Here is a 23,627-nt window from a genome sequence, read left to right as displayed (position 1 = left end):
GCGCATTCATGCGGGGCTCGCCAAATCCGGGTCCCGCATGCCAGAGTGTCGGGGATGCTGACGGGATCTTATCGCAAGCGGCTCGAAGCCGATTTGAGTCGCTGGGTCGCCGAGGGGCTGGTCAGCTCCGGCAGCGCGACCACAATTCGTGAGTCTCTGCAGCGTGATGGCGGCTTTCGACTGCCGGGTCTGCTCGGGATGCTCGGCGGGCTGCTCATTGCGGCCAGCGTTGCAGCCTTCGTTGCAGCAAACTGGGAGGAGATTCCGCGGCTGACGAAGCTGGCGATGATCCTGGCTGGCATCGTGGTCGCGCTCGGCCTTTCGGCCCGCCTCGAAACCCAAGGTTCCGAACTTGGTGCCGATGCTGCTTCGACCTGCGGCGTCCTCTGCTTTGCCGCCGGCGTCGCGCTCGTCGGCCAGATGTATCATTTGCCGACAGATTGGCCGGGTGGCGCGCTCCTGATCGCACTCGGTGCATTGGCGGTTGCCTTCCTGCAGCGCTCGGACGGCGCCTTGATCGTCGCGTTCATCGCGCTGGCAAGCTGGAGCTGGGGGCGCTGGCAGGATAGCGGCGGCTCGCTCCACCTCTATTTCCTGCTCGGCTATGTGCCGGCGCTGTGGATGGCATTGGGGCGCCGAGCCCGGCTCGTGCATCATGTCGCGGTCCTCTCGCTCGCGTGCTGGCTGGCGCTCGTGCCCGGCGACTGGCTGCGTGGTTCGTTCGACTATTGGCTCCTGGCCTATGGCCTCGCGCTCTCGACCTCCTATGTCGTGCTCGGCGCGGTGGCGCTGGATCGCGGCGGCCCGGCTCTCCTGACCGCCTGCCTGCCCTGGGGGGTGCTGGGGCTGATGGTGGTGCTTGATGTCGAGTTGATCCGCATCCTCGATTCAAGCTGGTCGCGCGGCGGGCAGGCGAGCTGGCCGGTTTATCTCGCCTATGCCGTCGCCGTACCTGGCGTGGTCGCCTTCGTCGCACTGGCACGCGAGCGGCGCTTCGCCGTTCCGCTCGGTATCGCCCTCCTGCTTGCACTCCTGGTGCCGACGATCTTCTGGATGGGCGGGGCGGTGCGCCTGCCCGGCAAGGTGGTGGTGGCGAGCCTTGTTCTGGCGAGTGCCGTGGGGCTGATCGCCGCCGGAGCGTTGGGCGGGATCCGGCGTCTGGTCGTGGCCGGTGCGGCATTGTTTGGGGTCGCCATCCTGATCCTGCTCTGGCAGACCATCGGCAGCCTTCTTGACCAGTCGCTGTTCTTCCTGATCGCGGGCGCGGTGCTGCTTCTGCTTGCCAGCGGTGCGCGTCGGCTCTTCGCGCGCCTCGCCCGGCCGGTTGGAGAGGCGGCGTGATGCGCGCGCTTGCCGCCGACCGGATCGTCGTCCGCGTGCCGGCCATGTTCCGGGCTCTCGTCTCCATGCTCGTGCTCTGCGGCGCGATCGGGATTATCGTCGAGGGCCGGGCCCGCATTCTGCGCTCCGGCAGCGAGGTGAGGCTGAAGACGGCCCCAGTCGATCCGCGCGATCTGTTTCGCGGCGATTATGTCGTCCTGAACTATGATATCAGCACGCTCGATCTTTCGGGGCTCCAAGGCGACCGCGACTTCGGTCGCGGCGATCCCATCCATGTTCAGCTCACGCCCGGCACCGATGGCTTCGCCCGTCCTGTCGGAGCCTACAAGATCAGGCCGCCGGTAAACGGGGCGGATGTGGTCATCGAAGGTCATGTGCTGACCGCTGGCGCGTGCCCGCGAGCGGAGAACGGTACGGTCGATTGCTCGCGAACCCGCAACGGAGTGCGTGTCGCCTACGGGCTCGAGAGCTATTTCGTGCCGCAAGGGACCGGGCTCGCGATCGAGCGCACGGAACGCAGCAGGCTCGAGATCGTTGCGGCGGTTGCGCCCTCAGGCAGTTCCGCGATCAAGCGGCTGCTGATCGACGGCAAGCTGGTCCACGCCGAGCCGCCCTTCTAAGGCATCGGCCCGAAAAGTGGATTGCGGTTTTCGGGAAAGCCGATGCAAACACAGAAGGTTAAATTGTTGGACCGGATACGATATCCGGTCCGATGATCTAGCGCAGGGCTCGCGCCCGCGCTGCCCAAGGGCAGTGCGTGTCTGTGCTTGAATGCCAATGTTCTCAAAGTGTTGCTGACGGGGCTCGCCAGTCGCGGAGACGTGATTGATCGAGCCGCCGCCATTTTCGGCGAGTGTGCGGCGGCCGCCATCTTCCGCGCATATTCCGGAGACACATAGATGTGATCCCGCTTCCCCGTAGCGGGGGAGTCGGTAGCGTTATATGAACGTGAGATGAACGGAATCGGCAGGTTCCGTTCATGTTTGGCCCGACCTGTCGGGCCGGGTGGTTGGCCTGAAACACCGATGGCCGTGTTCCGGAGAAGCTGCTGGTGTCGCATGTCCCGTCATTCGGGCACTACCTTCTTCGCGGTGCAGGAGCATTGGCCGCGACACCGGTGGGGCGCGACATGCGGATCGATGCTGTCCGCGGGCTCGTGCTGTTGATCATCTTCATCAACCATATGCCGGGAAACGTCGTTGCCACCGTGATGCCGCATAATTTCGGCTTCTCGGATGCGGCTGACATCTTTGTTTTCCTGGCCGGCGTCTCGGCCACGCTCGCCTATGGCTCGGTGATCGAGCGCCGCGGCCTCGGCATGGGAGCGCTGCGGATCGGCGGCCGCATCTGGACGCTCTACATTGCTCACATCGCGGTCTTCGTGATCGTCTGCGGGGTCGTGGCGCGGGCCGTGACGACCACCCAGAACCCGCTCTATATCGAAGCGATCAATATCCAGCCCTTCTTCAACGACACGCTGTCGGCACTGGTCGATGCGCTGACGCTGACCTACCAGCCTCATTATCTCGACATCCTGCCGCTCTATATCGTGCTGCTGGCTGCCTTTCCGCTGATCTATCGTGCGGTACGCTTCAACCCTGCGCTCACGCTCCTGGGTTCCGTACTGGTCTGGCAGGTCGCGGTCGCTTTCGAGGTGAACCTGCCGAATACCGGTACGCCGGGCTGGTTCTTCAATCCCTTCGCCTGGCAGCTCGTCTTTACGCTTGGCGTGGTGGTCGGGCGCGGCGTGCAGATCGGCGTCGCAATGCCAAGGTCGGCCATCATCGATGCCCTCGCGCTTGCTGTTGTCGCGTTCGCTCTGGTCATCAAGGTTTCATCGGGAAACCCGCTTGGCATCACGGCCCTGAACGAGTGGGTCGAGCACCTGCAGATCGGCAGCGACAAGACCAATCTGGCCTGGACGCGCCTGCTGCATCTGGCGGCTCTTGCCTGGCTCTTCGCTCGTTTCGTGCCGGCGCAGTCGGTGCTGGTTTGCGGAATGGTTGGACGGCGACTGGCAGTATTGGGCCGGCATTCCCTCGAGATCTTCTGCACCGGTATCGTGCTCGCGATCATCGGACAGATCATTCTTGCCGAAACCTATTTCGCACTGAGCATTCAGTTGCTGGTTTGTCTCGGTGGCATTACGATACTGACAGTGCTAGGAAATTTCCTGTCGTGGTATCAGTCCAACGCGCTCCGTGGTTCCGCAGAGAAGCCGGCTTCCGGGCTGCACGGTTCTGCGCCGCAATCCTGACGACAGTATTTGTCACCAGCTCGGTTCTGGCTGGACCCTTGACGCTCGCCGGCCGGGCCGATCTACGCTGCCGTTCGGGGGCAACCCAGGTTCCTTTCCAACCGATGCTCCCGGCCGCCAAGAAGGTCCTTCGGGAAACAGGCAAGCTCACCATCGTGGCGCTCGGTTCGTCGGCCACCGCCGGAGCAGGGGCCAGCGAGATCAGCCACAGCTATCCCTCGGTTCTCGAGGCCGAACTCAAACGCCGGCTGCCCGAGGCCGAGGTCAAAGTCATCAACAAGGGCGTTGGCGGCCAGTCGGCCTATGACATGCTGCAGCGAATGGACACAGAGATCCTTGAGGAGAAACCGGCGCTGTTGATTTGGCAGACGGCGGTCAACGACGCTGTCCGCGACATCGGCGAGGAGAAGTTGGCGAAAATCCTGCGCAAGGGCATTCACAAGCTCCGTGATGCGGAGGTCGACGCCATCCTGATGGATCTGCCCTGGCTGCCGCGCGAAGAGCGCTATCCGAAATATGACGACTACCGCGCTGTCCTGGCAAAGGTCGCGGAGGAGCAGGGTGTTTCGCTGTTCCCGCGCTACGGCATCATGAAAGGCTGGGCGAGATCGAAGCAGTTCACGGCCGAGGAGCTCGTTGGCATGGACGGGCTCCATATGGTCGATGCGGGCTATCGCTGCCTCGCAATCAGGATCGCGGACGGGATTGCCGCCGAACTGACCGGGGCCAAACTGGGGCTTGCGGGAGCTCCCGGGGCCAGCAACTGAGCGTGGCGACTCCTGGCGGAGTGCGGGGTCACTTCGTCGCGATGACCTCGATATCGCGATCGAGTCCGCTCTCGACCTTGAAGTCCTTCGAGAAGATCTGGCCTTCCTGACGCGCAATCAGCACGTAGTCGCCTTCGGCCAGGATTACTTGCGGGAAAGCACCGATTGCTTCGCGAATGACGTCGCCGCCGGGTGTCAGCACGCTGAAGGCGGTGCCGGCGAAAGCCTCGCCGCCGGGGGACGCGACGAGCTTCAGCGTTACCCGTGCGGCGCGGTGGTGCAGCGTGGCGTCGGTGACCTTCCCCGATTCCACGGTCACATCTGCTCGCTGGATTGCGTTGGAATCGCCGTAGGTCGAGACCACGTGATAGGTGCCTTCGGGCAAGCGGATCAGTTCGCCTGCCTTGGCATTGCCGACGAGGCGGCCTTCCGAATTCCCCTGCAACGGTACGAAGATCGAGAATGAGAGCTGCGCGGCCTGGATCGGCGTCTCGCCGATCGAGCCTGCGAGGGTGAGGCCGCCGGCGCTGATCGGAATCTGTTCGCGCGTTCCTTGCGGGCCGAGCACGACCCGCTTGGTGCCGCTGGCGAAGCCATAGGCTGCGTGCAGCACATAGGAGCCGGGCTCGAGGGAGAACACCGGCTCTGCATCATTCGAGCGGGCGACGATGCGCGGCGGCGAGCCGTCGACGGACTCGACCAGGACACGCCAGACGAGGCCGGAGCGGATCGGCTTGCGGTCAGTGGCGAATTGCGCGCTGGCGCTCAGATTGGCCGAGCCGATCGTCGCTGTGTTTCCCGGCGCCGGCAAGGGGGGGATCGCCGGGGTATTCGGTGGCGAGGGAGACAGTGGAACGATCTGTGCGACCGCAGCCGTCAGGGAGATGAGCAGCGCCATGACGGCCGAAGACAGGCGCGCCAGCATTCGCGCATGCGGCGCACTGGTCCGGACTCGTCTCTGGAAACGATCCAATTCAAACATGCTCATGGTCCTTGACGCCCTTGCGCCCGCGTCTGAGCAGGCTTGCTTGTCCTCTTCATGGCAAACCACTAGTTCAGATGCCAGTGGCGCTGGCGGCCCTGTCCGCTCCGCCGGCCGTTTCTCTCGCCCGGAAGTCTCATGACCGATACGCTCGCCCTGCTCAAGCTGCGCCGTTCGGTGCCGCCGCAATTCCTGACTGCTCCCGGCCCCAGCATCGACCAGCTCCGCGACCTGCTGACCATCGGCGCGCGCGTGCCCGATCACGGCAAGCTTGCGCCGTGGCGCTTCGTCCTGTTCGAGGGCGCCGCCCGCGAGATGGCAGCCGATGTGGTCGCAAAGGTGTTTCGCATCCGGAATCCCGATGCCGACGACGAGAAGGTTGCGTTCGAGCGGAAGCGCCTGACCTATGCACCACTGATCATCGGCGTGGTTTCGCGCGCGCGGCCACATGTCAAGATTCCGGAATGGGAGCAGGAGCTTTCCGCTGGCGCCGTCTGCATGAACATCCTCGTCGCTGCTCACGCGATGGGTTTTGGCGCTTCCTGGCTGACCAACTGGTTCTCGTTCGATCGCGACGTGCTCTCCGCGTTCGGGCTGGCTGATGACGAGCGCATGGCGGGCTTCATCCATATCGGCACGCCCGAAACCGTCCCCGCCGACCGGGACCGGCCGGTGCTCGCCGATATCGTCAGCCGTTACGGGGCCTGAGCCGATGATCTACTCAACCGCACTCCAGGACCACGGCCTGCCGCATGACCCGTTCAAGGCGATCGTGACGCCGCGTCCGATCGGCTGGATCACCGCGCTGAGTGCCAAGGGTGAGATCAATCTCTCGCCCTACAGCTTCTTCAACGCCGTCTCGTCGCGGCCGCATATCGTGATGTTCTCCTCCGAGGACAGGAAGGACGCGGTTTCCTTCATCGAGGAGACGGGTGAGTTCACTTGCTCGCTAGTCACCAAGACACTGGCGCAGCAGATGAACCTGACATCGGCTCCGCTGCCGCGCGGGGCGAGTGAATACAAGCATTCCGGGCTCGCAATGGCCGAGTCTAAATTCGTGAAGCCTCCGCGTGTTGCCGGTAGCCCGGCCGCACTCGAGTGCAAGCTGCTCTCCATCCAGCAGCTCAAGGACCTCGACGACCGGCCGGTGCCGCGCTGGATGGTGCTGGGTCAGGTCGTTGGTATCTTCATGGATGACGCCTATGTCCGCGACGGACGTTTCGACACGGCGGCGGCCCACCCCATCGCCCGCTGCGGCTACGCGGACTATGCCGAGGTCGACCACCTGTTCTCGATCATCCGCCCGACCGGCGGCTGAGCAGGGCCCGTGCCGCGGCCGCCTGACGAGGATGACGCCTGGCGAATGACCGTCAATCTGCTTGCGATCATCGCCACGCTTCTGCTGCTTGGCGCCGGAATCTGGCTGCTCTTCGAACTCGATCGCGCGCGGAAGGCCCAGGATTGCCTGTCCTCGACACAGCGCAACTGCCGCCAGATCCGCATTCCCTGATCGGATGGCCGAGAAATCGATTCTTCAGAATCGGTTGTGCCTGCTCATTGACCCAGTTTCTCGGCCCGCGCCTTCAGGCGCTGCGCCCTGACAAGGTGAGGGCGGTCGAGCATCTCGCCGTTGAGCCCGATCACGCCCACACCCGGATTGGCCGCGAACAGGGCGATGATGGCATCGGCCTTGGCGACGTCCTCAGGCGCCGGAGCGAAGACCTGGTTGATGACCGGAACCTGCGCCGGGTGGATCGCCATCTTGCCGGTGAAGCCGTCGCGGCGGGCGGCGGTGCATTCGGCGCGAAAGCCATCGGCATCACGGAAGTTTGTGAAGACGGTGTCGATCGCATCGACCTGTGACGATGCGGCGGCGAAGAGCGTGAGCGAACGGGCGAGGCGGTAGGGATCGGTATAGGAGCCGTCGCTCAGCCGGTTGGTCTCGGCGCCGAGATCGGCAGACAGGTCTTCCGCCCCCCAGGTCAGAGCCGCGAGCCGATGGGTTGCGCCGGCATAGCTGCCGAGGCCGAATATGCCCTTTCCGGTTTCGGTGGCGATGGGAATGATCCGCGTCGCGCCGTCCGGAAGTTCGCATTCGGCCTCGCGAACTGCGATCCGGGCCGCGAGATGCGAGACATCGGTGCCGCCCTCGGATTTGGGCAGCATGATCGCATCGGGAGCACCCGGCATGATCATGTCGAGATCGGCATCGCTGAGACTCGTCGTGAGCGCATTGATACGCACGATCAGGAGGGGCCGCTTCGCCTGCTGGCGAGCCGCCTTGAGGAAATCCAGACTGATTGTGCGGGCCAGGGCCTTGCCGTCGAGTGCGACAGAATCCTCCAGGTCCAGGATCAGCGCATCGGCGCCGCTCTCCAGGCCCTTCTGGAGCTTCTTCGGGTTGTCGCCCGGTACGAAAAGGAGCGAGCGCATCCGGTCAGACCGCGATCGTCGTGGCTTCGGGGTGCTTACGCATGAAGGCCTGGCGGCGGCACTGGGCGACCAGGGTTCCGTCCTGCTTATAGGCGCGATGGTGGAACTCGACGATCCCGGCATCGGGGCGCGAGCGGGATTCACGCTTGCTGACGATTTCGGTGACGCAGTTCACGGTGTCGCCCTCGAATAGCGGGGCAGGGAAGGTCACGTCGGTCATGCCGAGATTGCCAATGGTGGTGCCGACTGTGGTGTCGTTGACGGAAATTCCGATCATCAGCCCGAGCGTGAACAGGGAATTCATCAGCGGCTTACCCCATTCCGTCTCGGTGGCGCAGAAATGCGCATCGATATGAAGGGGTTGCGGGTTCAAGGTCATGTTCGAGAAGAGCATGTTGTCCATCTGGGTCACGGTGCGCGTAAGCCCGTGCTCGATGACCGCGCCGACCTGGAAATCCTCGAAATAGATTCCGCCGCGCTTGTGCCGCTTCACCTCGGTCATGAACGCTCCTCCAATGCCACATTCCGGCGCTGCGAGCCGGCTCGGTGATTCCGCGTGTTTAACGGTTCGCTTACCATAATCGGGCCAGTCTCCACAGGAGCTCCCGCACCTTGCGCTCGGGCTGCCCGAGAGTCTGCATGTTCCTGTTCACTACGCCTACGACTCGCGAGACTGCACCGGCCAATCCGGTCGTCAATGCCATTCGCGACGGCGCCGAACGGAGCGGTGCCGGCTTCGATTACCTGCTGAAGACGGCGCAGCGCGAATCGGCGCTTGATCCGGATGCGAAAGCCAAGACCTCGAGCGCCACGGGGCTGTTTCAGTTCATCGAGCAGACCTGGCTTTCGATGGTGAAGCAGGAGGGGCCGAAGCAGGGGCTTTCCGATTATGCCAATGCGATCAGCGCCGACGAAACCGGCCGGCTCAGCGTGCCCGACGCTGCAACGCGAGAAAAGATCCTGCAGCTGCGAAATGATCCGCAGGTTGCCGCTGTCATGGCCGGGGCGCTGACCCAGAAGAACCGCGACCAGCTTGCCTCGACGCTCGGCCGCCAGCCGAATGCCGGGGAGCTCTACATGGCGCACGTGCTTGGCTCGCGCGGCGCGAGCGACCTCATTCGCGCCGTCGGCAACGATCCGATGCGAATCGCAGCCAAGGACTTTCCCGAGGCGGCCTCGGCCAATCGCAACATCTTCTTCGACAAGGCCGGCCGCGCCCGTACGGCTCAAGAGGTCTATGGCGTTCTGGCGGCGAGCCATGCCAACACGCAGCTTGCCGCGGCAACCACGACAGGGAGCGTCAAGTCCGCTGCCGGTGCTGACCAGGCGGTGCCGATCGCTGCTGCGCTGGCGCCTGACCGGGCCAAGGGGCTGATCGGCCTGTTCTCGACCGAGGGCTCGCGTCAGCCGGTGTCGAAGGCGGTGGCCAATCTCTGGACCACGCCGCGCAGCGATGCTTCGCGCCTGGCGGCGCTCGATCCGGCCGACCGCTATTTCCCGCGGCAGGGCGCGAGCGACGCCGCGCCAACCACCGCCTCCGCCTCACCCGCGCCGGCGAATCCACCGACTGCCACAACCGCTCCCTTGCCGCCCTCGCGCCCCGTCGATCTGACACAGGCTGGCAACGCTGCCCCTAAAACCGCAGCGAAGCCGCGTCGTGCCCCGCTCGATCTTTCCGCCTTCATGGTCCAGCGGAGCGGCACATGATCGTTCGCCGTTTCCTGCTCTGGGCCCGCACGGCCAATGCCGAGGCCCGCGCCTCCGGCGCAGCAGCGCTCGCCGGCGCCTATTTGCACTCCGGCATGTCCGACGAGGATCGTCGCGAAGCCGAAACGGCGCTGATCGCTCTGATCGACGACCCGTCGCCCCTGGTTCGCCGCGCCATAGCCGAGGAGGTCGCGACCTCGCCGCGTGCGCCGCGTGCGCTGATCCTGAACCTCATCGCCGAGCAAAGCGAGGTGAATGCTCTGGTCCTGGCGCATTCACCGGTACTGACCGAAGCGGATCTCGTCGATGCGGCTGCCGTCGGCGATGCTCTGGCGCAACGCGCGATCGCACAGCGGCCCTGCCTGCCGACCAGCGTCTCGGCCGCGCTTGCCGAGGTCGGCTGCGAGGAAGCGCTGCTGGCCCTGGCAGGTAATCGCAGCGCGGGGATTCCGACATTCTCACTGGAGCGGATGTTCGAGCGCGCGGGCGGCTCCGGGGCCTTGCGCGAGGCGCTGCTTGCCCGGAACGATCTGCCCGCGGGGCTACGTCAGGCCATTGCAGGGCGGATGTCGGATGCGTTGGCGAGCTTCGTCTCCGACTGCGGCTGGCTGACGCCGGAACGCAGCGCAAGGCTGGCGCGCGAGTCGACCGAGCGGGTTGCCGTCGCGCTCGCAGCAGGCGGCGAAGACAGCGATGCGCCTGCGATCGTGGAATGTCTGCGCGAGAACGGCCGGCTGACCCCGGGGCTGATGCTGCGGTCGCTCCTGAGTGCAGAGCCAGCCCTGGCAGAGGCGGCGTTCTCGTCGCTCTCCGGTCTGCCGCTCGCCCGCGTGTCGGCGATCCTCCGGGACCGGAGCGGCGCAAGCTTGCGCGGGCTCTATCGCAAGGCCGGCATGCCGGACTCGTTGCTGCCGGCCTTCGCGGCGGCGATCGCTGCGTTGAACATATCCGGCTTCGAGCGTGTGAGCGGTACGCGGGGGATCGACCGCGCCATCATGGCAAGCGTCATGAGTCGCTGCGAGCGGCTCGAAGGCAGCGAGGCCGATTCGCTGAACGGGCTGCTGCGGCGGCTCGATGCCGAGGCGGCGCGCGAGGAAGCGCGGCTGATGGCGGATTCGTTTGCAGACGATGCGGCGTTCGCCTTGCTGGTCGAGGCCGATCCGTCCCTGCTCGTCGAACTCGACGAGGCGGATCTTCGAACCGCCGCCTGAGGCGTCGTCATCGGGCCGTCAGTAGCCGAATTGCTCGCGTAGGATGCGTTCATCCAGGCTGTGGCCGGGATCGTGCAGCATGACGAGGTCGATGCTCCGGTCGATTGCAATCGCGACGGAGACGACATTGTCGATCTGGATGTGGTCGGCCATGGCGCTGACCGGGCGTTTTGGTGCTTCGAGCACCTCGATCATGACCTGCGCCTGGTCGGGAAGCAGCGCCCCGCGCCAGCGCCGCGGGCGAAATGCGGCGATCGGGGTCAAGGCCAGCAGAGGCGCGTCGAGCGGCAGGATCGGACCATTGGCCGAGAGATTGTAGGCTGTCGAGCCCGCAGGTGTTGCCAGCAGGATGCCGTCGGAAATGAGTTCTTCCAGCCGTACCTGGCCATCGACCGAAAGCCGCAGCTTCGCCGCCTGGTAGGAGCGGCGCAGCAGGGACACTTCGTTGATCGCCCTGGCACGGTATTCCCGGCCATTCTCGTCGATAGCGAGCATTGAAAGCGGGTGGACGATGCTGCGATGGGCGGATTCCAGCCGCTTGGTCAGGCCACGCTCGCGGAACTCGTTCATCAAGAAGCCGACCGAGCCGCGATTCATGCCGTAGATCGGCTTGCCGGTACCGATGAAGCGATGCAGCGTCTGCAGCATCAGCCCGTCGCCACCAAGCGCAACGATGACATCGGCGCTGTCGCAATCGGCATTGCCGTAGCGCGCGACGAGCTTTTCCAGCGCGGCTTCGGCCTCTGGCGTCTCACTGGCGACGAAGGAGATGGCTGCGAAGCGCGCGGTCATCAAGGGGTCCGGATCAGCCAGGCTCAGGGGCAAGGAACGGCTGGCATAGCACGGCGGTGACAGAAGGGGCGAGCCAGGCGGACATAAAAAAGCCGGGGTCGCCCCCGGCTCGATGTGCGGCGATGCCGTATGTCTCAGATGGACGTGCTCCATTGCACGGGCACGAGCTCGAAACCGTTGCCGGATTTCGCGATGAAGCCGGTGGCCGGGAATGGCGCATGGTAGAATGCGACCTGCATCTTGTCGGCAGAGACCATGTCGAGCAGCTTGCGGCGTGTGGCGGCGGCCTGCGGGCCGTCCAGATCGAACACCGCCGACCAGTCCGGATTGCGCACGAAGAGGGCTGGGTGGTTGGTCGTGTCCGACATCACCATCATCCTTGCCGAGCCGGAGCTGAGCGCGAAGACGGTGTGGCCGGGCGTATGACCGGGGGCCGCAATGGCGGTGATGCCGGGCAGGATCTCCTTGCCGGCCTCGAACTGCTTCACATCCTTGGCGACTGGGCCGAAGACGCGGCGGACGCCGCCAAACGCCCCCTTCATGGCCTCGGGCGCGGCGCTCATCCTGGCGTCGTCCATCCAGAAGGCCCATTCCGCGGCGGGGACCATGACCTCGGCATTGGGGAAAACGGCCGAGCCGTCCTTCAGGCGGAAGCCGTTGATATGGTCGCCATGGAAATGGCTGAAGACGACGGTGGAGACATCCTTGGGATCGAAGCCGGCGGCGCGGAAATTGGCGAGCCAGGTTCCGGAGGTCGGCGCGCCCGAATCGCCATTGCCGGTATCGATCAGGATGACCTTTCCACCGCTCTGGATGGCGAGCGTCGTGAAGGTGATGTTCAAGGCATCGGCGGGCAGGAAGGCCTGCGCCATCGCCGTCTTGACCTCCGCGAGCTCGGCATTGCGGACGAAGCCTTCGAGCGGACGACGGGCGAAGCCGTCATTGATCGCGGTGAGGGTCAGGTCACCGATCTTGTAGCGATAGAATCCGGGTGCCTGATTCACGGGGGCTCCTTGCGCTTGAGCCGGTGTGAACCCGGCGGGCAAATCCAACGTAGCGGCAGCAGCGAGCGCGCCGGCACCGGCAATCACGGTGCGGCGCGACGGACTAAAAGGCAGCATTGCAGTCTCCCTAGGCACGTCTTCGGCCTGCGCAGCAGCCTAGCGTCCGATCTCTGGGCTTCAACCGCGCGGGATCGTTGCGAGGTCAACTTTCCGTGAGTGGTGCACTCTGGCCGTTCTGGCCGTCGGCTGGCTCGCGGTGCTCTTGCGAAGGCGAGCCGGCGACCATCAGCCCGTCATAGCGGGCGAGGGCTCGCAACATGGCCGCGCAAAGGGCCAATGAGCCAAGCATGGCGTTGCCCGAGCATTCCGCGACCAGGGCCTGGAAGGCCGCGCTGTCTTCCTCGGCCAGGCATTTCAGGCTCCAGCTCCAGTCCGGAGCCTTCTGGCGCAGGAGATTGATCGCGACGTCGATATTGGCGCTGACCAAGCCGAGCGCCTTCCAGAGCGAACCCTGCTGATAGATGCCGCCCATTGGCGTGCGGCGGCCGACGAGATGGCTCGGCTTGCGACGCACGGTGAAGCCCAGCGCTTCATAGATATCGGCATCGAGCGCGCGGTCGGGCCGCTCGGCGGTTTCGCAGCGCTCGGCCAGCGCAAGCAAGTGTTCCCGTCTGTCCATGGCCGTTCGCCTAGCCCGGAGGCTCTCACACCATTGCTTGCACGTCTGCGCCGCAGACCGGCCGCACGAAGCGAGCCAGAGATGTGTGGTGCCGGATGAGGGGATTGAACCCCCGACCTTCGGTTTACAAAACCGCTGCTCTACCGCTGAGCTAATCCGGCCCGGTCAGTCAGAAGCGGTTACCAGCCGCGCGCGGCGAGGGCAAGATCGGGAACTGCTTGCCCAAAGAAAAGCCCCGCCTCGAGGAGGCGGGGCTCGCATTCATCGGTGAGGGGCCGATCAGTTGTTGTCGTAGGTGAGGATGTCGCGATCCTTGGTCTCGGGCACGAAGAGCATGCCGATGACGAAGGTCATCATCGCGATCACGATCGGGTACCAGAGGCCGTAGAAGATGTCGCCGGTGCCGGCCACCATGGCGAAGGAGGTCGCCGGCAGCAGGCCACCGAACCAGCCGTTGCCGATATGGTAGGGCAGCGACATGCCGGTGTAGCGGATGCGGGTCGGGAAGAGTTCGACCAGGGCGGCGGCGATCGGGCCGTAGACCATCGTCACATAGATGACGAGGATCGTCAGGATGCCGATGATGGTCAGCGACTGGGCGTTGAACAGCGCATTCGTGAAGCCGGTCTTGACGATGCGGGCGTCGCCCGCCGCGGGATAGCCGGCGGCCACCGCTTCCTTCGCGATGCTGGCGGCGAATCCGGCATCGATCGCGACATCCTTGCCGTTGACCGTGACCTTGGCTGCGGTGCCGGCGGGGGCCGGGACCTGGGTGTACTGGATCGCCTGCGAGGCGAGCGTGCGGCGGGCGACGTCGCAGGGCTGGGTGAAGGTGCGCACGCCGACCGGGTCGAAGACCGAGCCGCAGGTCGCCGGATCGGCAACGACCTGGACCTTGACGTTCTCATGCGCGGCGGCGAGGCCGGGATTGGCAGCCTTGGTGAGCGCGCCGAAGAGCGGGAAATAGGTCAGCGCCGCGATCAGGCAACCGGCCAGGATGACGGGCTTGCGGCCGATCCTGTCCGAGAGCGAGCCGAAGACGATGAAGCCGCCGGTGCCGAGGATCAGCGACCAGGCGATCAGCACATTGGCCGAATAGAGATCGACCTTCAGGATGCTCTGGATGAAGAACAGGGCGTAGAACTGCCCGGTGTACCAGACCACGGCCTGGCCGGCGGTGAGGCCGAACAGCGCGAGCAGGGCGATCTTAGCGTTCTTCCACTGGCCAAAGGCCTCGGAAAGCGGCGCCTTCGAGCCGCTGCCCTCTTCCTTCATCTTCTTGAAGGCCGGGGATTCCTGCATCTGCAGACGGATCCAGACCGAGATCGCCAGCAGGAAGATCGAGGCCAGGAACGGAATGCGCCAGCCCCAGGCGGTGAATTCGGCCTCGCCCATGGTGGTGCGGATGCCGAGGATGACGATGAGCGAAAGCAGCAGACCGAGCGTCGCCGTGGTCTGGATCCAGGAGGTGTAGAAGCCACGACGGCCCGGAGGCGCGTGCTCGGCGACATAGACAGCCGCGCCGCCATATTCACCGCCGAGCGCCAGGCCCTGCAGCATGCGCAGCGCGATCAGGATCACCGGTGCGATCCAGCCGATCGAGTTGTAGCTGGGGAGCAGGCCGACCAGGAAGGTCGAGGCGCCCATGATCACGATGGTGACGAGGAAGGTGTATTTGCGGCCGATGAGATCCCCCAGGCGGCCGAAGAACAGCGCGCCGAAGGGGCGGACGAGGAAGCCGGCGGCGAAGGCGAGCAGCGCGAAGATGGCGCGCGTATTCGGATCGAAAGCCGAGAAGAAATGCGCGCCGATCATCACGGCGAGCGACCCGTAGAGATAGAAATCATACCATTCGAAGACGGTACCGAGCGAGGAAGCGAGAATGACGCGCTTCTCTTCCTTCGTCATGGGGCGTCGCGTCGCCGCAGCCCCCGATGTCTGTGCTGCCATGCTCATGGCGTTCTCCCCTGAATAGTGCCCGGCATCGGGAATATCCCCCGGGCTGCCCGTTTCCCTGTGGCTCGATTTCTTGCGACACGATGCCACTGCCTGCCGGGTGAAGTATCGCTTGCACTGATCCGGCAATTGCACAGGAATGCGCTTACGTGAAACGGTGTGCAATCAAGCACTTGGTCTTGCATCGTTCGGCGTAAGACTTAAGGCGTAGAGGTCTTGCCTCCATTTATGCGCCCAGCGGATTTTGCCGGATTGGCAGTGTGGCGCTGACCGTCCTATAGTCGGCACGAAGCTGAATTGATGCGGGGAAAGGGAGCGCGCCGATGCCGCGCATCCATGCAACGTTGCCGCTTCTAGCATTCATCGTTTTCCTGAGCCCTGCCAACGAGGCTGCTGCGGCTGGGCCGGGCAGGGCTTTCGCGCCGGCCGCGCCGCCGTCGTTTGCGCCGCGAATGGCTCCCGGCTTTCGGCACATGGCGCGCCGGAACGGAGCGATATTCCGGCATGGGCATGCCCGGCGCTTCCTCGGCCATCCGGGATTCGTCGGTGGTCCCTGGTACTCCCCCTTCGATTCCGGCCGCGACACCGTGATCCTGCAGGAGCGCGAGTCGGAGCGGACCGTCGATCGCTCCCTGGATTACACGCCGGTGATGGTGGGTATTCCGCGGCCGCCGACGCCCGAACCGGTGATCTACCGGCTGGAAGGTTCGCGCCAGCGGCCGGTCGTCCGCATCATCCGGTTCGGCGAACAGGGGGGCTATGCCCGCGCCGAGGAAGGCGCGCGCATCCGCAGTGTGCCCCGGCGCTGAACGTCGTCAGCGCCGGCGGCTCGCAGCGTAGAGCGCGATCGCGGTGGCGTTGGAGACGTTGAGGCTGGTGATCGCGCCCGGTACTTCCAGCCTTGCCAGGTGATCGCAGAGCTCCCGGCTGCGCTGACGCAGGCCTTTGCCTTCAGCGCCCATGACCATGACGAGCGGCCGTTGCAGGGTGATTTCGTCGAAGGCCGTCGCGCCCTCCGAATCAAACCCGATCCGCTGGAAACCGCGCTTGCCGAGCTGGTCCAGCGCATCGCCGAGATTGCGCACGGCGATCAGCGGGACATGTTCGAGCGCGCCGGATGCCGATTTTGCCAGCACGCCGGTTGCTGCCGGAGAATGGCGAATCGTGACGATCACTGCGGCGGCGCCGAAGGCCGCGGCCGAGCGCAGGATCGCGCCGACATTATGCGGGTCGGTGATCTGGTCGAGCGCGAGCACGATCGCATCGGCGGGCAGGCTGTCCAGATCCGGCGAGGGCAGGGGATCGCAGACCAGATAAAGTCCCTGGTGCACGGCGTCGGGGGTGAGCAGGCGGTCGATCTCGGAAGGGCGGACCAGCTCGGGTTCGAGCGGCAGCGCGCCGACCTCCTCGCTCAGCCGCTTCAGGGCGTTCTCTGTGGCAAGCAGGCGCCGAAAGCGCCGGTCAGGGTTGCGCAGCGCCTCGATGACGGGATGGACACCGTAGAGCACGGCCTCGTCGATATCGCCTGGCCGGTGCGGCGGAGGCCCGGCATCGCGGTCGCGGCGTGCAAAGGGCTTGCCGCCGGGCCTGGCCGGCTTGGAGCGGAACGGCGCGGGCATGGTGGACCTCCGAAGCGTGACAGCCCATGCCCTGCCATGACGGGCGGCGCTTTGCCAGCCTGGGCGACGGATTTTCCGTGTCGTGCAGCGGCGGGCGCTGCCGCAGGTAAGAGGGTTTGAGAAGGACCGAGATGGCCAAGACAGAGGATGTCGAGCGCTTCGTCGTGATTACCGGTGGGCCCGGTTCCGGCAAGACGACGTTGATCGAGGCGCTTTCAAAGCGAGGATTCGCGAGTTTTCCAGAAGCCGGCCGCGCCATCATTCGCGATCAGGTGGCGATCGGGGGGCAGGCATTGCCCTGGGCCGATCGTGAGCTCTTCGCCGAACTGATGCTGGGCTGGGAATTGCGTTCCCACGAGGCTGCCAGGGAACGGGCTGGGCGGATCATCTTTGATCGAGGGGTTCCCGATATTGCGGGTTATCTGAGTCTCTCGGGGCTTGCCGTTCCTGCACATGTGGACAACGCGGCAAGACAGTTCCGCTACAGAAGCGAGGTCTTCATCGCGCCGCCCTGGCGCGAGATCTTTGGGCAGGACGAGGAGCGCAAACAGGATTTCGCCGAGGCCGAACGCACCTACCAGGCGATGGTCGCGACCTATGGCGATTATGGCTACCGGCTGTGCGAAGTGCCGCGGTGTCGTGTCGAGGAGCGCGTGGATTTCATTCAGGCCCGAATTGCAGGCGATTCCTGAGGCTCGGGCCATGCCGGCACCGGGAAGGGGCCTGGGGAAGGATACAAGGAAACGTGGGTGAACGGTTTTTTGCCGTTGACACGCCGGAGCCCGGTCACCATAAGTCCGGCCGCGCCTGTTGCCCGTCACGAAAGTGAAACAGGCGCTTGGACGACGCTGCTTCACGGCGCGTGTCCGCGACACGGCGGGGGAATGTCCCGAGCGGCAAAGGGGGCGGACTGTAAATCCGCTGGCTATGCCTTCGCAGGTTCGAGTCCTGCTTCCCCCACCATCGTGTCCTGTCTATGTTGATGCTGCCGTCAGGCGGCGTCGCACCCGGCGCGGGTGTAGCTCAATGGTAGAGCAGCAGCCTTCCAAGCTGAATACGAGGGTTCGATTCCCTTCACCCGCTCCAATCTTTTCAAAGACTTACCTGCAATCGCGCAGCCAAGAGAATTCACCGGCCAACGCCGGGCCAACAGCCGCGCCCGAACGCCGCGCCGATGCGAGGGACGAATCACTGGGGATCGCGTCCCCGGCCGCGCGACGGGGGCTAGAGCCGCAGGCAGCAGACAGGTGCATGAGCAGGACGACCGTCGTCATCGCCACGCGGGCTCTGCTGGCGAGCATCGCATCGGCATCGGCTTTCTGTGGCGGCTAGACCTATGGGCCTGACGGCAAGCCGAGAGGGATCGCCATACTCGACTGCTTCCCGCCCAAGGCCGACAGCCAAAGCCAGACCATGGATGGCGCGGACGGCCAGGTGACCAGCCGGTCCTCGACCGACAACCAAGGCGCGACGGCGTTTTTGGCGCGCGGGTGGATGCAGTCGCGCGGCAGGTCAAAAAAATGTTGAGTTATCGAGCGATACATCGTCAATTTCGCCGGAGAAAAAGAACTATCTGAGACCTTACTGTGCCTCATATGGTTATCGAGATCGCGCGGCCGGGTAGCCGGATAAATTGAAACTGTTCGCAGCGAAGCTATTGAATATAGCTCGCAACAGGAGCCAGGACGATGGGAACGGTTCAACGGGTATGCCTGCTGATCGCCAGCGGGATTTTGTTGTCGGGCTGCCAGGCGACGCAATACAGGAGCGCGCAGCTTGCTCCTGTCTGTGCTATTCCGGTCAATCGAACAATCCAATCCATGTACTGGCCTGAATGCCTGTCGGTCTATTCGTCCTCAGACCGCTATTCGAAGCACTATTAGGAGCCGGCCGAGCGTTGGACGCGCGCTACCCGCCGACCAGCGTGAACCAGCCTGCCTCGTCGATCACCTGCATGCCAGCAGCAAGGCTGCGCGGCCGGGCACCGCGTGGCCAGCGCCTTGCGGCCCCGAGATCCCCCGAAGAGCTTTAGAGCGGGCTATCGCTTGCTGGGGGGGCAAGTTTTTCGCCTAAGTATTTGATAATGATTGTTAATTTCTGGCTTTCCAAGTTGAGCGCGGGGGGCGATTCCCTTCACCCGCTCCCTTCCCTGCAGGCATATGGGCCCATTCCAAGTTTCCTGACCCTGAGCCGGACTAACGCGTCGCCAATGTCGAGGTGGTGCGCTCATGGTTGCGCTCCTCCGGAGGCGCTATGCGCCGACAGTTGCGTTACGCCCACGCTCGGCCCGAAATACTGCCCTGCACGCCGCTCACCCCCCACGCGAATTCGGGTGGATGTTCAAGGCGCGCGATCTCGCCTAGTTCTTTTCGGCCCTTCAGCCGCACGGACTCGCGCGCCGCATGACCCTGACCGATATCGCGACGAGAACCTACAACCACGGCTGGCGGCTCGACCCGATCATTCGCAGCCTGCTCGACACGGATTTCTACAAGCTGCTGATGCTGCAGATGATCCGGAGCTTTCATCCGGATGTGCAGGTCACCTTCTCGCTGATCAACCGTTCGCGCCACTTCCGGCTCGCCGATCTCGTCGATGAGAACGAACTCAGGGCGCAGCTCGATCATGCCCGCGGTTTGCGCTTCAGCAAGAAGGAGTTGATCTGGCTCGCGGGCAACAGCTTCTACGGCAGGACGCAGATGTTCTCGCCGGATTTCCTGGCCTGGCTCGCCGAATTCCAGTTGCCGGAATACGAGCTCAGACGGGTGGACGGCCAGTATGAACTGCATTTCAGCGGTCCCTGGACCCACAGCACGATGTGGGAGGTGCCGGCGCTGGCGATCATCAACGAGCTGCGCGCGCGCCGGGTCATGGTTGGCCAGAAGCGCTTCTCGCTCGATGTGCTCTATGCCCGCGCCAAGGCCAAGATGTGGGCCAAGGTCGAACGCCTGCAGCAATTGCCGGAGCTGCGCCTCTCGGATTTCGGCACGCGGCGCCGGCACGGGCATCTCTGGCAGCGCTGGTGCATCGAGGCGCTGAAGGAGGGGCTCGGACCGCGCTTCACGGGCACGTCGAATGTACTGCTCGCCATGGACAATGATCTCGAGGCGATCGGCACCAACGCACATGAGCTGCCGATGGTGCTCGCGGCGCTGGCCGATAGCGACGAGACGATGCTGGCTGCGCCCTACCGCGTGCTTGAGGAGTGGAGCAAGGTCTATGGCGGCAATCTGCTGATCGCATTGCCTGACGCCTTCGGGACCGCGGATTTCCTGCGGCGCGCGCCCGACTGGGTTGCGGACTGGACCGGGTTCCGTCCCGATAGTGCCCCGCCGATTGCTGCCGGCGAGCAGATCATCGCCTGGTGGCGCGAGAAGGGGCGCGATCCGCGCGAAAAGCTGCTGGTTTTCTCGGACGGGCTCGAGGTCGCCGCGATCGAACGGGTCTACCAGCATTTCAATGGAAAGGTGCGCATGGCTTTCGGTTGGGGCACCGATCTCACCAACGACCTCGTTGGCTGTTCGCCGGACGGCTCGCGCGCGCTCGATCCGATGTCGCTGGTCTGCAAGGTGACGCGCGTGAACGGCCGGCCGGCGGTGAAGCTCTCCGATAATCCCGAGAAGGCCTCGGGAGAGGCAAGCGAGGTCGCGCGCTATCGGCGGGTATTCGGGGCGCACGCGGTATCTTCGCAATAAGGCGAAGCGAACGCCGGCACATAGGGGCGGTTTTCCAGCGAGCCCAATACCTTGGTCCAACTGGTGCAATGATTTCGGGATTGTTAACGCCCGCCAGTCGCATTTCGGGCCGGGGGGCTTTTCGACGCCATGATTCGATTTCTGCTTGCAGCCGTTCTGGGAACGGCGCTTGCCGGCTGCGTTACGCCGGACCGGGGACTGACCTTCTCGGAGATACGTGATCTCAGGATCGTCGACGTTATCGTCGAAACGCCAAAGCCTGTCGGCGGTCAGGCTGCCATAGTCTGGCCGAAGGCTGGAATGGCCTATGCCAGTACACAGATGCCGGTATCGACCCGCCCCGTTTCCGCGGGGCGTGATCCTGCCGGGGCGGGCAATGGGCCGACGCCGGAGGAGGCTGCGTGGGATGAGAAGTTCATGGCCCTCAGCCGGAGCGCGGCCGCCCAGACGCAGATGTACAGCACGCTGGCGCAGATCACTCGCGACAGCTTTCGCAAACGCTTTACCGAACAGCCTTCGGGCAAGCACGCGGCCAAGCTGAAGGTCGTGGTGAAATCGCTGATAGCTCCCGGTGGACAGGCGAATTTCAGCGCCGACGTGATCGTGCTCGATGGGGTGACCGGGCGGCCGCTGACGCAATACCCGAACCTGACTGGCGTCAGGGCCGCATCGACCGCGGTCGTGCCGGCCACGCCTGTGGGTATCCTCATCGGCTTTGCTGCGCTCGCCATTGCCGACCAGATTCGCGGTGATCCGGCGTACGAGGCGATAGACAGTGCCTCCGCGTCGTTCTCCGGTTGGCTCCTGCGCGAGTAGTTGCGGCCAGTTTCCGTCGGTTCGGGGCGGTAATCGATTGCTCTCGCGCAGGGGCGTGCAGTCCTTGGCGCTGCCCAATCATAGCAGCCGGCGGCATGGCGCCGGTGGGCTTTGCCTGGTGCCCGCGTGCTCGACCGGCGCCGATTGGCGGTCTCTTGCCAAGGCCCGGGATAGGGGCTGCGCGCCAAGCCGCTTCCGCTAACCCGCTGACCGACGGCGGCAGTCTTGAGATCACGCCCTGGGCGCAGGGCTGAGGCGGTTGGGGCGGAGCACTGCTTAGCGCGCGGCATCTCGCCCGCCATGGCTTGCATCGACGCGTAAAACCACCTAATGCGACCCCGTTTTCCGGCCGGGGATGGCCGTCGTCGAGGAAAAGGTGTCATGGCCAAAGAGAAGTTTGCGCGGACGAAGCCGCACTGCAATATCGGAACGATTGGTCACGTTGACCATGGCAAGACGTCTTTGACGGCTGCGATCACGAAGGTTCTGGCCGAGACCGGCGGCGCGTCGTTCACGGCGTATGACCAGATCGACAAGGCGCCTGAGGAGAAGGCCCGCGGCATCACGATCTCGACGGCTCACGTCGAGTACGAGACGGCGAACCGGCATTATGCGCATGTCGACTGCCCCGGCCACGCCGACTACGTGAAGAACATGATCACGGGTGCGGCGCAGATGGACGGCGCGATCCTGGTTGTGTCGGCGGCCGACGGCCCGATGCCGCAGACCCGCGAGCACATCCTGCTGGCGCGCCAGGTCGGCGTTCCGGCGCTGGTGGTGTTCATGAACAAGGTCGATCTCGTCGACGACGCCGAGCTGCTCGAGCTGGTCGAGATGGAGATCCGCGAGCTTCTGTCGAAGTACGACTTCCCGGGCGACGACATCCCGATCACCAAGGGTTCGGCCAAGGCTGCGCTGGACAACGTCTCGCCCGAGATCGGCCATGACGCGGTTCTCGAGCTGATGAAGACGGTCGATGCCTATATCCCGCAGCCGGAGCGTCCGATCGACCAGCCGTTCCTGATGCCGGTCGAAGACGTGTTCTCGATCTCGGGCCGCGGCACGGTGGTGACCGGCCGCGTCGAGCGCGGCATCGTCAAGGTCGGCGAGGAAATCGAGATCGTCGGGCTGAAGGACACCGTGAAGACGACGGTGACCGGCGTCGAGATGTTCCGCAAGCTGCTGGACCAGGGCCAGGCGGGCGACAACATCGGCGCGCTGCTGCGCGGCACGAAGCGCGAGGACGTCGAGCGCGGCCAGGTGCTGTGCAAGCCGGGTTCGGTGAAGCCGCACACCAAGTTCAAGGCCGAGGCCTACATCCTGACGAAGGAAGAGGGCGGCCGCCACACGCCGTTCTTCACCAACTACCGCCCGCAGTTCTACTTCCGCACGACGGACGTGACCGGCGTGGTGCACCTGCCTGAGGGCACCGAGATGGTGATGCCTGGCGACAACATCGCCATGGAAGTGCACCTGATCGTGCCGATCGCGATGGAGGAGAAGCTGCGCTTCGCCATCCGCGAAGGCGGCAGGACCGTCGGCGCCGGCGTCGTCGCCAGCATCATCGCCTGATCGACAGCACGCCATCGAGATCGGAAAGGGCGGCGGAAACGCCGCCCTTTCCTTTTGCTCACAGCCTTGTCGATATCGGTTCGTTTTCGACTTGAAATGCGCGGCGGGTTGGGGCAAAGCACTGCGCGACTACAGGGGTGTAGCTCAGTTGGTAGAGTACCGGTCTCCAAAACCGGGTGTCGCAGGTTCGAGCCCTGCCGCCCCTGCCAGTCTCGCGATCATGCTGCGATGACGCAGAACATCTTTGACGCCGAGACCTTTTTCCAAGGCTACAGTCAGATTCCGCGCTTGATCCACGGTCTCGATGGTGACCGCATGGGCTTTGCTGCACCGCTTCCTGCCGGAGCTGCGTAGCAAGCGCCAGATTGATTTCGGCTGTGGCTTTTTGCTGGTTCTGCTTTTCCTCCTGATCGCCTGCCGCAAGTTCCGGGCGCCTTGAGGCCGGCAAAGGCGCTTCGGATCAAAAGCGCTTGGCTAACGTGCCGGGGCGTTGTAAGAGGCCTAAAGACGGCGCGCGGCTCCCTGAGCCCCGCGCCGCGAATCTTTCAGGACGTCCGAATCGGGCGCGGCCCGAAACCGAGGTGACCACTCAATGGCGAAGTCCAACCCCTTCCAGTTCCTGCAGGAGGTGCGCTCCGAGGCCGCGAAGGTTACCTGGCCGTCGCGGCGCGAGACGCTGATCACCACCGGCCTCGTGCTGGCCATGGTCGTGGCTGCGAGCCTGTTCTTCCTCTTTACCGACACGATCATTCGCTGGTCGCTCGGTTTCATCCTCGGCGCACGCTGAGCGGAGTTT

General features: G+C 64.6%; 24 protein-coding genes and 4 tRNA genes. 19 read left to right on the top strand and 9 right to left on the bottom strand.

Annotated elements, in window-relative coordinates:
* Positions 1-54 precede the first annotated feature (54 nt).
* The 4 genes from FG93_RS19185 (at position 55) to FG93_RS19170 (ending at position 4,365) form a co-directional block, all read left to right on the top strand.
* Positions 55-1,341: a DUF2157 domain-containing protein gene (locus FG93_RS19185; RefSeq protein ID WP_043237164.1), complete on the top strand. Its 1,287-nt coding sequence runs from the start codon at positions 55-57 to the stop codon at positions 1,339-1,341.
* On the top strand, positions 1,341-1,961 hold the full coding sequence (locus tag FG93_RS19180) for a GDYXXLXY domain-containing protein (RefSeq protein ID WP_043237163.1): 621 nt from the start codon (positions 1,341-1,343) through the stop codon (positions 1,959-1,961). Before FG93_RS19185 ends, FG93_RS19180 begins: the two co-directional genes overlap by 1 nt.
* 431 nt (positions 1,962-2,392) lie before the next feature.
* The gene (locus tag FG93_RS19175) at positions 2,393-3,598 is read left to right on the top strand and encodes an OpgC family protein (protein ID WP_152579515.1); all 1,206 of its coding nucleotides are present in this window, start codon (positions 2,393-2,395) and stop codon (positions 3,596-3,598) included.
* Positions 3,599-3,702: 104 nt separating this feature from the next.
* A complete protein-coding gene (locus FG93_RS19170) occupies positions 3,703-4,365 on the top strand; it encodes a GDSL-type esterase/lipase family protein (protein ID WP_052513933.1) in 663 nt (220 codons plus the stop codon).
* Positions 4,366-4,393: 28 nt separating this feature from the next.
* On the opposite strand, the gene FG93_RS19165 is transcribed toward FG93_RS19170, so the two are convergent.
* Positions 4,394-5,347, bottom strand: a complete 954-nt coding sequence (locus FG93_RS19165; protein ID WP_244448658.1) for a DUF4493 domain-containing protein — start codon at positions 5,345-5,347, stop codon at positions 4,394-4,396.
* 138 nt (positions 5,348-5,485) lie between these two features.
* Between FG93_RS19165 and FG93_RS19160 the strand changes: the two genes are divergently transcribed.
* From FG93_RS19160 to FG93_RS32950, 3 genes are read left to right on the top strand one after another with little or no spacing between them, the layout of a single operon-like run.
* Entirely contained in the window at positions 5,486-6,055 is a 570-nt protein-coding gene (locus tag FG93_RS19160; RefSeq protein ID WP_043237159.1) for a nitroreductase, read from the top strand.
* A 4-nt stretch (positions 6,056-6,059) separates the two neighbouring features.
* Entirely contained in the window at positions 6,060-6,665 is a 606-nt protein-coding gene (locus tag FG93_RS19155) for a flavin reductase family protein (RefSeq protein WP_043237158.1), read from the top strand.
* Positions 6,666-6,710: 45 nt separating this feature from the next.
* Entirely contained in the window at positions 6,711-6,857 is a 147-nt protein-coding gene (locus FG93_RS32950; RefSeq protein WP_161783844.1) for a hypothetical protein, read from the top strand.
* A gap of 44 nt (positions 6,858-6,901) precedes the next feature.
* On the opposite strand, the gene FG93_RS19150 is transcribed toward FG93_RS32950, so the two are convergent.
* Together FG93_RS19150 and FG93_RS19145 are read right to left on the bottom strand one after the other, a co-directional pair.
* A complete protein-coding gene (locus tag FG93_RS19150; protein ID WP_043237157.1) occupies positions 6,902-7,780 on the bottom strand; it encodes a CoA ester lyase in 879 nt (292 codons plus the stop codon).
* A 4-nt stretch (positions 7,781-7,784) separates the two neighbouring features.
* On the bottom strand, positions 7,785-8,282 hold the full coding sequence (locus FG93_RS19145) for a MaoC family dehydratase (protein ID WP_043237156.1): 498 nt from the start codon (positions 8,280-8,282) through the stop codon (positions 7,785-7,787).
* A 137-nt stretch (positions 8,283-8,419) separates the two neighbouring features.
* On the opposite strand from FG93_RS19145, the gene FG93_RS19140 reads away from it, so the two are divergent.
* Positions 8,420-9,487, top strand: a complete 1,068-nt coding sequence (locus FG93_RS19140; RefSeq protein WP_043237155.1) for a hypothetical protein — start codon at positions 8,420-8,422, stop codon at positions 9,485-9,487.
* A complete protein-coding gene (locus tag FG93_RS19135) occupies positions 9,484-10,698 on the top strand; it encodes a DUF2336 domain-containing protein (protein WP_043237154.1) in 1,215 nt (404 codons plus the stop codon). Before FG93_RS19140 ends, FG93_RS19135 begins: the two co-directional genes overlap by 4 nt.
* A gap of 18 nt (positions 10,699-10,716) precedes the next feature.
* On the opposite strand, the gene FG93_RS19130 is transcribed toward FG93_RS19135, so the two are convergent.
* From FG93_RS19130 to FG93_RS19110, 5 genes are all read right to left on the bottom strand, one after another.
* Entirely contained in the window at positions 10,717-11,490 is a 774-nt protein-coding gene (locus FG93_RS19130) for an NAD kinase (protein WP_043237152.1), read from the bottom strand.
* A 134-nt stretch (positions 11,491-11,624) separates the two neighbouring features.
* Positions 11,625-12,494: an MBL fold metallo-hydrolase gene (locus FG93_RS19125; RefSeq protein ID WP_244448657.1), complete on the bottom strand. Its 870-nt coding sequence runs from the start codon at positions 12,492-12,494 to the stop codon at positions 11,625-11,627.
* Between the two features lie 202 nt (positions 12,495-12,696).
* Positions 12,697-13,173, bottom strand: a complete 477-nt coding sequence (locus FG93_RS19120; protein ID WP_152579513.1) for a hypothetical protein — start codon at positions 13,171-13,173, stop codon at positions 12,697-12,699.
* An 86-nt stretch (positions 13,174-13,259) separates the two neighbouring features.
* Positions 13,260-13,334 (bottom strand) — tRNA-Thr (locus FG93_RS19115).
* 118 nt (positions 13,335-13,452) lie between these two features.
* Positions 13,453-15,129: an MFS transporter gene (locus FG93_RS19110; RefSeq protein ID WP_244448656.1), complete on the bottom strand. Its 1,677-nt coding sequence runs from the start codon at positions 15,127-15,129 to the stop codon at positions 13,453-13,455.
* Between the two features lie 473 nt (positions 15,130-15,602).
* Here FG93_RS19110 and FG93_RS19105 point away from each other — a divergent pair, with 473 nt between their 5' ends.
* Entirely contained in the window at positions 15,603-15,938 is a 336-nt protein-coding gene (locus FG93_RS19105) for a hypothetical protein (RefSeq protein WP_152579512.1), read from the top strand.
* Positions 15,939-15,944: 6 nt separating this feature from the next.
* Here the strand turns inward: FG93_RS19105 and rlmB are convergent, their stop codons facing one another.
* Complete coding sequence (rlmB, locus tag FG93_RS19100) at positions 15,945-16,748, bottom strand: 23S rRNA (guanosine(2251)-2'-O)-methyltransferase RlmB (protein ID WP_043237145.1); 804 nt, start codon at positions 16,746-16,748, stop codon at positions 15,945-15,947.
* 131 nt (positions 16,749-16,879) lie between these two features.
* Between rlmB and FG93_RS19095 the strand changes: the two genes are divergently transcribed.
* The 9 genes from FG93_RS19095 to secE all read left to right on the top strand — a co-directional run bounded on the left by FG93_RS19095 (position 16,880) and on the right by secE (position 23,618).
* The gene (locus FG93_RS19095; protein ID WP_052513932.1) at positions 16,880-17,440 is read left to right on the top strand and encodes an AAA family ATPase; all 561 of its coding nucleotides are present in this window, start codon (positions 16,880-16,882) and stop codon (positions 17,438-17,440) included.
* A 186-nt stretch (positions 17,441-17,626) separates the two neighbouring features.
* A tRNA-Tyr gene (locus FG93_RS19090) sits at positions 17,627-17,711 on the top strand.
* Between the two features lie 49 nt (positions 17,712-17,760).
* Positions 17,761-17,834, top strand: a tRNA-Gly gene (locus FG93_RS19085).
* Between the two features lie 1,316 nt (positions 17,835-19,150).
* Complete coding sequence (pncB, locus tag FG93_RS19080; protein WP_043237143.1) at positions 19,151-20,443, top strand: nicotinate phosphoribosyltransferase; 1,293 nt, start codon at positions 19,151-19,153, stop codon at positions 20,441-20,443.
* Positions 20,444-20,743: 300 nt separating this feature from the next.
* Positions 20,744-21,259 (top strand): hypothetical protein, encoded by a 516-nt coding sequence (locus tag FG93_RS19075; protein WP_152579511.1) that lies wholly within the window; start codon positions 20,744-20,746, stop codon positions 21,257-21,259.
* 381 nt (positions 21,260-21,640) lie between these two features.
* Complete coding sequence (gene tuf / locus FG93_RS19070; RefSeq protein WP_043237140.1) at positions 21,641-22,831, top strand: elongation factor Tu; 1,191 nt, start codon at positions 21,641-21,643, stop codon at positions 22,829-22,831.
* 133 nt (positions 22,832-22,964) lie between these two features.
* Positions 22,965-23,040 (top strand) — tRNA-Trp (locus FG93_RS19065).
* A 95-nt stretch (positions 23,041-23,135) separates the two neighbouring features.
* The gene (locus FG93_RS33870; protein WP_280114149.1) at positions 23,136-23,270 is read left to right on the top strand and encodes a hypothetical protein; all 135 of its coding nucleotides are present in this window, start codon (positions 23,136-23,138) and stop codon (positions 23,268-23,270) included.
* A gap of 153 nt (positions 23,271-23,423) precedes the next feature.
* Positions 23,424-23,618, top strand: coding sequence for a preprotein translocase subunit SecE (gene secE, locus FG93_RS19060; RefSeq protein ID WP_043237138.1), 195 nt, complete (start codon positions 23,424-23,426; stop codon positions 23,616-23,618).
* The last annotated feature ends 9 nt before the right edge of the window (positions 23,619-23,627 follow it).

This window comes from Allobosea sp. LC85 (assembly GCF_000735605.1).
In the GTDB taxonomy this organism is placed as follows: domain Bacteria; phylum Pseudomonadota; class Alphaproteobacteria; order Rhizobiales; family Beijerinckiaceae; genus Allobosea.
Note: the sequence above shows the minus strand (reverse complement) of the source record. Positions and strands in the feature narration are given on the sequence as shown.